Source organism: Evansella clarkii (genome assembly GCF_002019695.1).
GTDB classification, from domain to species: Bacteria; Bacillota; Bacilli; order Bacillales; family Salisediminibacteriaceae; genus Evansella; species Evansella clarkii.
In genome coordinates this window covers 1,493,492-1,507,166 of record NZ_KV917376.1, presented here as the reverse complement: position 1 = coordinate 1,507,166, position 13,675 = coordinate 1,493,492, and the positions used below count along the sequence as shown (strand labels likewise).

11 protein-coding genes are annotated in these 13,675 nt (G+C 42.5%); 3 read left to right on the top strand and 8 right to left on the bottom strand.

The features are described from left to right. Positions 1 to 25: 25 nt before the first annotated feature. From BK582_RS07025 to BK582_RS07005, 5 genes are all read right to left on the bottom strand, one after another. A complete protein-coding gene (locus BK582_RS07025; protein WP_078593714.1) occupies positions 26 to 862 on the bottom strand; it encodes a carbohydrate ABC transporter permease in 837 nt (278 codons plus the stop codon). Position 863: 1 nt separating this feature from the next. After that, positions 864 to 1,769: a carbohydrate ABC transporter permease gene (locus BK582_RS07020; RefSeq protein ID WP_078593712.1), complete on the bottom strand. Its 906-nt coding sequence runs from the start codon at positions 1,767 to 1,769 to the stop codon at positions 864 to 866. 62 nt (positions 1,770 to 1,831) lie between these two features. Next, positions 1,832 to 3,238 (bottom strand): ABC transporter substrate-binding protein, encoded by a 1,407-nt coding sequence (locus tag BK582_RS07015; RefSeq protein WP_218190709.1) that lies wholly within the window; start codon positions 3,236 to 3,238, stop codon positions 1,832 to 1,834. Between the two features lie 94 nt (positions 3,239 to 3,332). Next, a complete protein-coding gene (locus BK582_RS07010; protein WP_139368214.1) occupies positions 3,333 to 4,625 on the bottom strand; it encodes a 6-phospho-beta-glucosidase in 1,293 nt (430 codons plus the stop codon). Then, positions 4,622 to 5,596, bottom strand: a complete 975-nt coding sequence (locus tag BK582_RS07005; protein ID WP_078593706.1) for an N-acetylglucosamine kinase — start codon at positions 5,594 to 5,596, stop codon at positions 4,622 to 4,624. Before BK582_RS07005 ends, BK582_RS07010 begins: the two co-directional genes overlap by 4 nt. 111 nt (positions 5,597 to 5,707) lie before the next feature. Here BK582_RS07005 and BK582_RS07000 point away from each other — a divergent pair, with 111 nt between their 5' ends. Continuing rightward, positions 5,708 to 6,307 (top strand): YesL family protein, encoded by a 600-nt coding sequence (locus BK582_RS07000; protein WP_078593704.1) that lies wholly within the window; start codon positions 5,708 to 5,710, stop codon positions 6,305 to 6,307. Positions 6,308 to 6,323: 16 nt separating this feature from the next. Here the strand turns inward: BK582_RS07000 and murQ are convergent, their stop codons facing one another. Further along, positions 6,324 to 7,244 (bottom strand): N-acetylmuramic acid 6-phosphate etherase, encoded by a 921-nt coding sequence (gene murQ / locus BK582_RS06995; RefSeq protein WP_078593702.1) that lies wholly within the window; start codon positions 7,242 to 7,244, stop codon positions 6,324 to 6,326. 30 nt (positions 7,245 to 7,274) lie between these two features. Then, on the bottom strand, positions 7,275 to 8,138 hold the full coding sequence (locus BK582_RS06990; protein ID WP_078593701.1) for a MurR/RpiR family transcriptional regulator: 864 nt from the start codon (positions 8,136 to 8,138) through the stop codon (positions 7,275 to 7,277). Positions 8,139 to 8,703: 565 nt separating this feature from the next. Here BK582_RS06990 and BK582_RS06985 point away from each other — a divergent pair. Continuing rightward, positions 8,704 to 10,560 carry an exo-beta-N-acetylmuramidase NamZ family protein gene (locus BK582_RS06985; RefSeq protein WP_078593699.1) on the top strand — a complete coding sequence of 619 codons (1,857 nt, stop codon included), beginning with the start codon at positions 8,704 to 8,706 and terminating at the stop codon, positions 10,558 to 10,560. A gap of 156 nt (positions 10,561 to 10,716) precedes the next feature. Here BK582_RS06985 and BK582_RS06980 read toward each other — a convergent pair whose 3' ends face one another. After that, on the bottom strand, positions 10,717 to 12,126 hold the full coding sequence (locus BK582_RS06980) for a sigma-54 interaction domain-containing protein (RefSeq protein WP_078597846.1): 1,410 nt from the start codon (positions 12,124 to 12,126) through the stop codon (positions 10,717 to 10,719). Between the two features lie 197 nt (positions 12,127 to 12,323). Here BK582_RS06980 and BK582_RS06975 point away from each other — a divergent pair, with 197 nt between their 5' ends. After that, a complete protein-coding gene (locus tag BK582_RS06975; protein ID WP_078593697.1) occupies positions 12,324 to 13,664 on the top strand; it encodes a short-chain fatty acid transporter in 1,341 nt (446 codons plus the stop codon). Positions 13,665 to 13,675 lie beyond the last annotated feature (11 nt).

The window sequence follows — 13,675 nt, the reverse complement described above, 5'->3', positions numbered from 1 at the left end:
TTTGCAACCCCTCACCTTCCTGTAATTATCCTTTCAAGGCACCTGCCGTCAATCCTTTAATAAAGTGCTTCGAAGCCATCAAGTAGAAAATTAATGGTGGCAGAATTGCTATCGTCAAGGCAGCAAACGCAGTCGGCCAATCAGACTGGTACTGGCCAAAGAATTGGGCGATACCAAGGGGCAGCGGCTTCCATTGATCGCTGCTGATAAAAATCAACGGGAAGAAAAATTCGTTCCAGATCGGGATGAAGTTAAAAATCGCAACCGTTGCTAACGCCGGCCGCAGTAAAGGCACCCAGATCGAAAATAAAATTCTGCTATCTGACGCCCCATCGATTCTCGCCGATTCATCCAGTTCCCTCGGCAATTCCGCCATAAATCCAGCGATGATAAAAATGGAAATCGGTATCGTCATGGCAATATAAATTAAAATCAGTGCAAACAGCGTATCAAAAAGCCCTAATGCGTTGATAATCTGATACATATTTACCGTAGCCAGACGAGCCGGAAGCATTGCCCCTATAATAAAGTAAAAATAAATCATGCGGTTTCCCCGGAAGGTAAACCGGGATAACGGATAACTCGCCATGACCGATACAAGCAGCAACACGAATAATGACACAGCGGTAATGATGATACTGTTCCGGAAGAAGGTTGGGAAACCTGCCACTTCCAGTACATAGCGGTAACCGTCCAGATTGAACTCCGTCGGCAGCCCAAATGGATTAACCAATACTTCCATATTTGTTTTCAGCGAGGTCGACACCATCACAAATAACGGATAGATAACAATAAAAGCAGCTATGATCAAAAACAAGTAAATGAATATGTCCAGTAGCTTATCCTTTTTTCCTTTAACCATGTTATCGATCCCCCTTTGCTCTCAGGTGCGATAAGTACAAGAAGAAACAAACGGCTACTGCGATAAAGAGAAAAGTCATCGTGGCAATTGCCGCCCCTAAGCCCATCTGTGGCATCTGACCTCCGGAACCTCCAAAGGCTGTCCGGTAGAAAAAGGTTCCTAGCACATCAACGGAGTATCTCGGCCCTCCAGTAGATCCCACCATCGCATATACAAGATCAAATTGGTTAAATACACCCATATAGGTCATAATGGTGACAATCCCTATGATCGGGTATAGCGGCGGCAAAGTAATGTGCCGGAACATTGCCCAGCCTCTCGCCCCGTCAATTCTCGCAGCTTCATAACGCTCTTCTGGTATCCCCTGTATTCCGGCGACAAATAACATTACCATCAGGCCGGTATACTGCCAGGCGTTTACCATTGTCACAACCGGAAGGGCCCACGTTTCGGAACCAAGCCACGCCCTCGTTAAATTTTCAAGGCCTATCATAGTCAGGACTTCATTAATTACTCCAATGTTTGGATTTAACATTAATGTCCATACAAACCCGATCATGAGCAGGGACAAGGTAACCGGAATAAAGATGACTGTGCGGAAGAAACCAGTGAATTTTAATCCTCTTGTTAAGGCTAACGCCAGCAACAGTGCAGTTACATTTTGAAACACCATCGTATAGGCGAAAAATTCAAACGTATTTCCAACCGCATTGAAAAACCTGACACTATAAGGTTCTTCCAATAAAAGCCGGCGGAAATTATCCAGTCCGATGAAGGTCATATCTCCAATTCCAGAAAACTCGTAAAAGGATACTCTCATCGATAAGATTAATGGTATTAACATAAAGCCGGAATAAATAACAAAAGCCGGCAAAATAAACAGTAATAGCTTTTTATGGAATTTCAACGACGTTCACCCCTTAACAAGAGGCTCAGGGCCTTACGGAAAGGCCCTGAGCAACCTTACTTTTACTGAAAAGGTTCATACCAGTTTGATAAACCTGCATCCATGTTTTCTGCTGCTTCCTCCGCTGTAATATGCCCTTCAAGCAAATCTGTTACATTCTCCATTTGTAACGTGCCTAATGTAGGATCTCCGCCATTTAACACATCAAATGCCAGACCAACAGCATAGTTTTCTCCATCTGCCCCGCCGGCTTCCAGCCACTTTAAGTTTACTTCATCCTCGATTTGATCCAGCGGAACATCTGCTGTCGGGAACTGACCAGGCAGCAGATTCATTACAAGTGCCTGGGGATCCTCGGCCATCAGCCAGTTTAAGAACGTTTTCGCTTCTTCAATATGCTCTGAGTCTGAATTTATTCCAAGTCCGGCACCACCGTTAAAGCCGACCCAGCGCTGATCTCCGGCATTTTGCACCGGTGACTGGAACATATCGATATCGAAAGCGATTTCATCCTGATCCAAGTCCGTCAGTGCCCACGATCCAGTTACCCAGATGGCCGCATTTTCTGCCATAAACATTTGAAGTGCATCGACGTATCCGATTCCTTCAAAGTTGCTTGGCATATAATCTCCCCATTGAGCAATATTCTCGAGGAATTCAACATATTCAGGGTCTGTCAGACGATTTTCTCCAACCAATAAATTCTCTCTCCAAGGTTCACCACCGACAAAACTCGGATAAAATCCGCTGGCAACAATCTCGTCAATTACCCAGCCGTCTGCTGTTCCGAGTGCTAATGGCGTCACACCACTGTCACTGATTTCATCAAGCAGGGAGTAAAAATCATCCCATGTCTCCGGCTCTTCCCAGCCATTATCTTCAAACATTGTTTTGTTATACAGGAAGCCGTAGGACACATAGTTAAACGGAACCGCATATAATTCTCCTGTTTCTGAAGAAGTGTAAATATCACGTTGAATATCCTCCACGGAGGACATGTTAGGTATATCATCATCTGTTACGACTTCCAGGTGCCCGGCATCATAAATATTTTCCCCGAGAGCAAATGGACGTACGAAGAATATGTCTGCTCCGGTACCTGTGCTTAATTGGGTGTTTAGCGCTGAGTCATATTCAGGTGCTGTCGTCGGATCAAAATTTACCCGAATATTCGGATGTTCTTGATTAAATTCGGCGATAATAGCATCAAACTCTTCGGTGTCACCGCTTCGCCAGCTGAAGATTTCCAGCTGAACTTCCTCATCTCCTGCTGCCCCTTCCCCATCCCCATTATCATTATCATTGTCATTGCCATCCCCATCAGAAACATTCTCATCTGCGCCGTTATCCACATCATCATTGCCGCTGTTACCTGCACCGGCGTCCTCATCATTCCCGCATCCTGCCGCTGCCAGCAATAACCCGGATAGTGCCATCCACGTTAAAAACCTCTTATATTTCCTCAACATTTGCCCCTCCTTTTTATAAGTAAAATACATGACTCCCGGCTCTGTCCGTTTCACCACTACTGCATCAGGGCTCACTCCCCTCAGAAAAATATTATTAAAAGCCATCAACATAGTTTTTATTTGCAGCAAGCATGTCATTTAAAATACTCTCAGCGATTTCATAAGACGGAACTAATGGATGAATTGACAATGCTTGAATGGCTATCCCTTTATCCTTTTTTACCGCGGCCTCTACAGTAAGTTCTTCATATGCCTTCACTACCTGAAGCAAACCACGAATCTGAGGGCTTGTTTTTCCAGGGTCTGTCTGCAATGGGGTAACACGGTGATTTTCTACAACGCAATTTACTTCCACACAGGCATTGTCAGGTAAACAAGCTATGGCACCATTATTCTGGACATTTAATGTGTGCACCCTTTTCAAGTTCAGGTGAACCGACTTAATCAGTTGCACAGCCGCCTCCGAATAGTAAGCCCCTCCCCGCTTTTCCAGTTCCTTTGGCTTCTCAGATAAATCAGGGTCCTTATATTTTTCAAATAACTCCGCTTCAATTTCCTTTACCTGATCGGCACGCGTCCGATTTTCCTTAAATTCACCAAGCTGTTTCTTCAACACTTTATCCTGCTGATAATAATACTTGTGGTAACCGGACGGGATAGCTCCCAAGCTTTGTAAAAATGACGGCTCCCAATCGAAGGAGGGAATATTCTCAGCTTCATAAGCGGCCTGCTTTCCAGCCAGTACTTCATGAAGCTTCGATTCTCCTTGGATGTAGTAATCGGTAATCCAGTTCAGATGGTTGATTCCAACAAAATCAATACTGACATCTTCCAGCGAAACACCGTAATGGGCGGCAAACTTCTTGTAATAATTAATTGGATTATTGCAAAGCCCGACCGTCTTCACCTTACTGTATTTAAGCACTGCTTCTGTCACCACTCCGGCTGGATTTGTAAAATTAAACAGCCATGCGTCAGGTGCCAGTTCTTCAATATCCTTGCAGATGTCCAGAATAACGGGTATGGTGCGCAAGGCCTTCATAAACCCTCCCGGTCCGGTCGTTTCCTGCCCTATTACTCCGTATTTAAGGGGGATATATTCATCCTTCCGCCTCATTTCCAGCTGCCCTACCCGGATTTGCGTAATGACATAGTCGGCACCTACAATAGCATCTTTACGCTCCAGGGTGGCATTGACCGTAAAAGGGTTGTCTGCAGCTTTTACCATCCGATTTGCCAATTGTTCGATCACCTGCAGCTTTTCCTGTCCTTCCGGGACGTCACATAACCAGACTTCTTCCAGGCCCAATACGTGACTGTTTTCAATTAGTCCCTCAAGTAATTCAGGTGTATACGAAGAACCCCCGCCGATAACTGCAATTTTCACAACTCCTCCACCTTTCGCTGTAGAGATTCTATCATTCTGTTTTTGATTGTTACCGAGTTAACACCGTTTAGATTAAGCGCCAACAGACAGGCCCCAACCACTGGTTCTGTCGTTAACGGTAAAACTCGAAATGATGGATCACGCTCACGGGCATAAGCCTCAAACTCCCTTAAAAGAAGGTTATCTTTCGATTTAAGGATGACACTTCCTGCAAGTACGAGAGGGACTTCTTTATCCTTTTCAGCCATTTTTTCCTTTACCGCCCTTGCCGACAAATAGAGTTCTTCTACTTGTTTTTCGATAATCGAAAGTGCTGTCAGGTCATTTTCCTCAGCCCCTTCAAATAATAAAGGTGTCAGCGTCTTTGGAAATTCCTGCGGGTGATCAAGATAATAATGATACATTTCCTCTACACTGGTGAAATTCAATTCCTTCAGCACGAGATTAGTAAGGGCCGTTTCCGTCTCTCTGCCTTCCCAGGAGCGTATAACACTTCTGAAAACTTCCAGGGAAAGATGAGAGCCTCCACCGTAATCGCCGTACCAATAGCCAAAACCGCCTATTTGAACCACCTTTCCACCTTGATCTCTTCCGATGGCATTTGTTCCTGTCCCGCATATAAGAGTAATGCCGTAAAATTCAGGCACAGCCGCTTTCAAAGCGATGAGGGCATCATTATGGATTTCATAATTAGGAATATCCAATTCTCCAACCAGTTGTTGCAAGTTTACGAAATCAACTTGACGGTCCGCTCCTGCCAGTCCAAAGCATGAGCTGGTGATCGCCTCTCGTTGAATCCCTGCCTCTGTCAACGCCTGTAATACCGCATGTTCTAAGTTTTGTTTTGCCTGCGTGGCATTTATTTGATAGTTGCTGTTACCCGAGATGCCAGTTGCAAGAACCTGACCGTTTTCATCCGTTATCATCGCGAAAGTTTTCGTCCCTCCACCATCTACTCCTAAAAAATACATTATCGTGATGCCCCTTTAAATGTTTGTTTTAAATTAAAATACCTATTTTGAAATTTTGTTTCATCCAGTGTATAATTTTTCCTATTACCAGGTTTTCTTAGGGGGAGTCCAATGTCCATACTAGATTCCAAGTTTTATAAAATACTGGATGAAGTCACTTCCATTGTTATTCTGCAATTTTTATGGATGGTTTCCTGTCTGGCTGTAGTTACAATTTTTCCAGCCACAATGGCTCTCTTCTCCACTTCCAGGGAAAAAATAGCCCTGAAATCTTCCAGTGTGTTCCGGTTATATTTTAAGGAACTATACCGTTATCTATGGAAAGGTAATTTAGCTGGAATCCCAGCCTTCATCGTGTTTTTCAGTTTAACTTATTACCCATACGCATTTTTTTCCATGGATGGTGAATATACTTTTTATCTCGGTATCATGAGCGGCTTTATTCTCGTTATTTATATCCTGTTCTTGCTGCATGCAGTCACCCTGCATTTTCATATTGAACTTTCATTTAAACAGCTGCTAAAAAATGCTTTTTTATTAGTCTTTTTTAAACCGTTATATACAATCGGAATGCTTGTATCTCTGGTGGCAATCGTTGTCATTTCTTTATACTTCCCAATTCTCTTATTCTTGTGTTCTTTTTCCTTAATATCCTACGTATCCATTTACTTTGTTTTAAAAAAGATTCACCATATTTCGATAGAGGTTTAGAATACAGGTTTTACGATCATCTGGCCTGTTTGCGAGCATTGTGCTCTTCAACAGCAAGGTAGATAAAATCCTCTTTCTCCTCAAGCATTTGAAGTGCTGTTTCTCTGCTCACATTACATTGCCCCATTATGATAGCAACTTTCGGGTTTCCAAGAGCTTTATCGAACAGGTCACTTGCTTCTGCTTCTGTACAGCCTGTTCCATGTTCGATAATCCGGAGGCAGCGCTGCACCAGCTTTTGATTTAGCGGCTGTAAATCTACCATTAAATTCCCGTAAACCTTCCCCAGTTGAATCATGCTTGTTGTCGTGATCATGTTTAAGACTAATTTCTGTGCCGTTCCTGCCTTCATGCGTGTGGATCCCATCACTACTTCTGGCCCCACTTCAATATTTAACAGATAATCTCCATAATCATTTAACTTTGCTTTTTTATTGCATGTAAAAGATACTGTAGTAACGCCTTGCTTCCGGGCTTCTCTCAGAGCTCCTATCACATAAGGCGCCCGCCCGCTTGCTGTGATGCCAATGACGATATCCTCTTGTTTTAATGAGGCATCATCAATATCTTTTTTACCAACTTCCTCATTATCCTCTGCCCCCTCAACTGCCTGAAAAACAGCGCCTTTCCCTCCAGCAATTAAGGCCTGAACCATTTCCGGCGGTGTTCCATATGTGGGAGGACATTCAGAAGCGTCAAGTATACCAATTCTTCCGCTTGTTCCGGCACCAACATAAAACAGCCGCCCTTTATTGGAAAGAGAGTTGACAACCGCCTTTACCACCTTTTCAATCTCAGGTAAGTGCTGTTCAATAATATTCGGCACCTTCTGGTCTTCCTTGTTTATAATCCCTAGAATCTCCAGCGGCGTTTTTCTGTCGATTCCATCTGACAATACGTTCCGTTGTTCAGTTACTAATTCTCTTATATCATCCATGTATATCCCCTCCCAATGTTAGTCATCTACTTAACGGAAAGTATTCTGGGTGGCATCTCTGGTCTTGTTTAAATAGTCAATAGAGGAATGGTAGTTCTTTGAAGCTACTGAACTGAACAGGATATCAATAATGTTAAGCTGTGCAATTCGTGATGCGGTTGCCGCACTCCTAATATCTGATTCTGTCGCGGAAGTCGTTAAACAAATATCGACCATGCTGGCCAAGGGGTTTGCCCCGTAACGGGTGATTCCAATTGTCGTTGCATTGTTTTCTTTTGATATTTTTATCGCTTCCAGAACATGAGTGGTTTCTCCAGAGTAGGAAATGCCGACAGCTACATCCTTTTCTGTCAGGGTGACCGACGAGGTAAGTTGAAGATGGGAATCTGTGTACGCTGTACAGGCCTTGTTGATTCTTAAAAACTTTTGCTGGGCGTCCTGTGCAATAATTTGGGACGCTGCGGCACCATAGAAATCGATTCTTCCTGCAGCTTCTATTGCTTCCACCGCCCGTTCCACTTCCTTAAAATCGAGTAACTGAAGTGTCTGGCGGATTGCATATATATTGTTATAGGAAATGCTGTTAATTAACGTCTTAATATCATCGTTTGGGGAAATCTCTTTATAAGCCTGGTCACTACTTTGCATTGCCTGCAAATCTCCAGCGATCCTAACCTTTAATTCTTTAAAGCCCTCCACACCAATATTTTTGCACAGACGAATGATAGCCGCCTGGCTCGATTGGCTCTTCACCGCCAATTCTTTGATGGAGAGCCCAACAACTTCATCCGGATTTTCCAATATGTATCTGGCAGCATTTTCTTCTGCTGGCCTGATATATTTTAAGGCCTCTTTTATCCGGACTAACCCTCCGTTATGTTTTACCAATTTCATCCCCTGCCTTTTAATGGCATTATAAACACTCTTAAAACTTAATGTCAATATATTCAGAAAAATATAAAAATTAATTTCATATCAAACTACTGGGAAATTTAGGGTATAAATCCGTATATATATCCTCATTATAGATACTTTCATTGGTTTATTTGTTAATTAATGTTAATTACGTGAGATGTTTTTACCGAATACATAGTATTGGGGAATGGCTGAAATTTGATTTCATAGTTTCAAGTACTTATTGACACTTAATTTTAAAACCATCTATACTTTTGATAAATTCGTTATTACATCTTGTCTCAGCTACATATTCTTCACTCACCGCATTGTCATGGCGAGTCTTCTGGAAGTTTGTTCCTGCCACCGCATCTAAATTACCACACCTCAAGAGATCAACTGAGTGTTGACACCCAGATTGTTATCCACATTAATACCCTGGTTTTCCTAAGTTTTATTTAATGCTTAAATCTTAGTTTTAAAGGAGGTGAAGGTCTTCCTGCTCCAGTTCAAGCAAACTATCCCATAAGCAAGTGAACAATTATTTCAAAATGGAGGTTGAACGATGTATATGAAAAATTCATTCATTAGGTCAGGAACAGCAATTACGCTCGCAACGCTCGTTATTTTGAGTATTTTCAGCATTTCAGCTTATACAGCGGAAGCACAGAAAGGTCCAACAGTTGAGTTAGGCATTGACAGACTGATAGAAAAGGAGTTAGACCTGTTAAAAGATAAGCGGGTTGGACTCGTTACAAATGTATCCGGGGTTAATGGTGACGGAAAGATGACTATTGATGTCCTTCACGAACATCCTGAAGTAGACCTCCGTGCACTGTATGGGCCTGAACACGGCATCAGAGGGGACATCCCTGGAGGACAGCCGATCGATAATTACGTTGATCCTGATACGGGACTTCCTGTCTATAGCCTTTATGGAGCCACATGGGAGCCGACCCCAGAGATGCTGGAAGACGTGGATGTCCTTGTTTTTGATATACAGGATGTCGGTTCCAATGTATATACGTATATCTACACGATGGGCTTTGTCATGGAAGCTGCAGCAAAAAATGATAAAGAAGTCGTCATTTTGGACCGCCCAAACCCAATGTCCGGCGAAAGAGTTGAAGGGCCTGTCCGGGATTCGGAATTAATAAGTTTCATGGGCCGTTACTTGCTGCCTGTAAGACATGGGATGACGATAGGAGAGTTAGCATACATGTTCAATGATGTTCATAATCTCGGTGTCGAATTGGAAGTGGTGGAAATGAAACACTGGAGACGGGACATGTACTTTGGTGAAACGGGTCTGGACTGGGTAGCACCATCTCCAAATATGCCTAGCATCGAAACTTCTTACTTATACACCGGCACAGTTCTGATGGTAGATACAAATATCTCTGTAGGGCTAGGAACAGACCGTCCATTTGAATATATTGGCGCTCCCTGGGCTGACGGGGAAGCGATCGTCAACGCATTTGAGGAAACAGATGTAGAAGGAGTGAAGCTCGAGGCAATCACTTTTACTCCAGAGGCAAACCTCTATGCAGGTCAGGAAATTGAAGGAGTAGAAATTATCGTAGAAGATCCCCATAAGATGGATGTTGTCAGCCTGGGTTTAAATCTTTTAACGATTATTAAAAATCAATCTCCTGAGGATTTCAGGTTTACGTACAGCGGTGGCAGGTACTTATACGATACACTAATCGGACACGCCGACGTCCGTCCGATGCTGGCAGATAACGTACCAGTCAATGAGATTATGGCAATGTGGGAAGATGAACTTCAGGAGTGGAATAAAGAAGTAAGGTATCAGTATTTACTTTACCCTCCATTTAAAGGAAAGCCTTTCAATAACCACGGAACCATTGGGATCCTCCCACATGATTTATCCCTTTCACCTGGACAAACAGAAGAACTGGATCTCTATTTTGTAGACCGAAATTCGGAGAGATCATTACTGGATCCGGAGAATGTTTCTGTTTCCATTGAACAAGATGGGGAGGTAGTTGAATGGAACGGGGATGGGACTATTACAGCTCTGTCAGAGGGAACAGCAACGATTAAGGTGGGTTACGGAAGGTTTAATGCCGAGCGAGAAGTCACTGTAGCACAAAATATCATTGAAAATATTCGTTTCGGTGAACATCCAACTTATACAAGAATTGTTCTCGACTTAAACCGGGATATAGACTACTCGACTGAAAAAGTGGATGATGTAATAACACTCTCTGTTCCTTTTGCCGTCTTAGGTGAGAACATAGCTGATATTGGGGAATTTAATATTCCTGGAAATCGCGCAAGCCACCTCACAATAGAAGCAAGTGACGAGGAAATATTATTCCATTTCCATTTGCTGGGGGATTACAGCTATAGCACACCTAGTTTCAGCAATCGAATTGTAATTGATATTGAAGACTGATAGGTTCCTAAAAAATAATCTTGTAGGCGCATAACTTCGTTATGCGCCTTAACCATAGATGTGTACTTTCGCATTCGGTTTCTCCCATTTATACTACTTATAGAAAAAATCCCTTGTAAAAAAATTCGTCGGGGACGCCGCACCTATCCCCTGCCCCTACCGAATCCCCAGCTTATTCTTTTTCCTTACTAACGTAGAAATATCGATTTTTAATTTCTGTGCACACTCTTTAAGTGTTTTTGATTCCTGGAGTTTTTGTTCAATATATTGCTTTTCATAAAAATATAATTCTTCTCTTAGTGAATTGCTCTCTTTTTTCTTTTGCGTATTTCCTTCTTTTTCCTCGCTTCTTTTATACTGCACATTGTGAGGTAGTGCATCATATGGGATTTTCTCTGTTTCACTTAAATGGAAAATTCTTTCTATAACATTTTTCAATTCCCGTACATTCCCAGGCCAAGGGTAGGAATACAAGCATTCAATAGCCATAGGTTGAATTTTTTTGTTACTTTTGTACTTTTTATTGAGCCGATCCAGAAAGCTTAAGGCTAGAATCGGAATATCTTCTGGCCTCTTTCTTAGAGGAGGGATATTTAATTGCAGCACATTTAAACGGTAATACAGGTCTTTCCTGAATTTCTTATCTTCTATAAGTTTTTCTAAGTCACTATTTGTTGCAGCTATTATTCTCATATCCACACTTCTTTGGGAAGTACCTCCGACCCTCCGCACCTTCTGATCCTGTAAAACATTCAGGAGTTTCACCTGAAGAGTAAACGGCAGGTCCCCTATTTCATCTAAAAAAATCGTTCCCTTATCCGCCAATTCAAAAAGCCCTGCTTTTGAGTGGTTTGCTCCGGTGAAAGCGCCCTTTTCATAACCAAACAACTCTGATTCAAGGAGATGATCAGGAATAGCACCACAGTTAACTGTCACGAAAGATCCTCTGCGTCCGCTTTCTTTATGTATATACCGGGCCATGACATCTTTCCCGACTCCTGATTCACCTAAAATTAATACTGGAGAATCATTTTTGGCCAGCCTGTTCGCCAAATTAACAACCCGGTGCATTTCCCTGCTGCGATACACAAGCTGTTTCTTCTCTTCCATTTCTCCCTGCATCTGATATAATGCTTCTTTATATTTATAATTTATCTTCCTTGTTTCCTCCAGTTCCTCCTGCAGTCTGTTCAACTCAGTAATATCCCGGACATTGGAAACGACACAAACAATGTCACCTTCCCCGTTATAAATCGGCGTGGAAGTAAGCATGCCCTTTTTCCCTGTGTAATAATCAATAATCGTATTATGTTTTTGTTTCGTCCGAAGTGTTTCTGCTGCACAGGAATTGGGGACAAAATCATTTTCAACCAGCTCGAAGACGGTGTACTCATATAATAAATGTTCCTCTATTCCCGAAATTTGAAGGAATGCCTTGTTAAAAGCCAGGCTTCTCCCTTCTCCGTCACATACATATAATCCGTCATTTGAAGTATTAAAAATAGCATTAAACAGAGTATTTATCTCGTCCACTTCAACTGCTTTAAAATGCGGCGACTTAAACATAGCTCCCACCATCCTCTCAATCATCCTTTAAGAATATATTAGTGCAAAAATTCTGAATACGCAATCATGCACAATGTATGTAAGATCGCATATGCATTTCTGCATATAAGGTACAAACCGCCCTCATGTAAGCGTTTTCCAAACTGGCATGATTCTTGCAACTAATATTAATCAATCTGGAAAAAAGGAGTGATTAAATGTTATATCAGCTTGCTAACCGCTTTAAATTAGGAGTGGAAAAGTACTTGCCGGATGCCTTTGTTTTCGCATTAATCCTTACAATTCTTGCTTATTTTTTGGCCCTTTTCCTAACCCCTTCCGGTCCCTTTGAGTTAGTTGAATTTTGGTATGCGGGATTTTGGGACTTTTTAGCATTCGCTATGCAAATGGTAGTTATTTTGGTAGCTGGTTATTGCCTCGCTATAGCACCAAGTATTCAAAAAGGGATCAGGAGATTAGCTTCCATACCTAAAAACCCGGCGAACGCAGTAATGTCCACTGTACTTGTTAGTGGTGGGGCTGCATTTTTAAGCTGGGGCTTCGGGTTAATTCTTGGTCCTATTTTCGCACGAGAGCTCGCCAAAAATATTAAAGGGGTGGACTACAGGGTGCTTATTGCCGCAGCTTTTTGCGGAGCAATGGCTGTCCTCCCAATGTCTTTAACAATAACGGCTCCATTACTGGTAAACACGCCGGGGCATCCTTTAGAAGAATCAATAGGGCTGGTTCCTTTAGCACAGACCATTTTTAGTCCCCAGCTCATGGTGCCTGCCATTGTTTCAGTGATAATCTTCGCCTTCCTGTTCAGAAAAATGCATCCAGCCGCTGAAGATACGGTGCCTTTCAAAGAAGTTGATCCGAAAACTTCTTCACAAGTTGAGCACGAATCTGTAGCAACTCTCGAAGAGCCTCAAACTATTGCTGAAAGATTGGATAACAGTAAGATTCTTACCTACATTATCGTTATAGCCGGTTTAAGCTGGATAGTTTATTACTTTGCTACGAGAGGCCTGGACCTGAATATTGATTTTGCCAACTTCCTGCTAATTATTCTCGGCTTGGCTCTTCATGGTTCTCCGAGCAAATACATTGCCGCAGTTAAGAAAGCTGTTACCTCAACAGCCGGCATTATCATTCAGTTTCCTTTTTATGCAGGAATAATGGGAATTATGGCAAGCTCCGGTCTTATTTCGCTCATTGCAGCATGGTTCGTATCATTTTCAACTGAAGCTACCTTGCCGCTATTCGTTTATTTATCTGCATGTCTTGTAAATATCTTCGTACCTTCAGCTGGTGGCCAGTGGGCCGTCCAGGGTCCAATTATGATTGAAGCAGCAGAAAGCCTGAATGTAAGCGTAGCTTCTATAGTCAATGCTGTCACGATAGGGGATGTTACAACGAACATGTTTCAGCCGTTCTGGGCCCTCCCCGCTCTGGGAATAGCTGGTCTCGGTATTCGGGATATATGGGGATACTGTCTGATAGCAATGATTATCTATATAATTGTCTCCTCGATAAGCATGCTGATTTTCATTTGATAAAACATAGA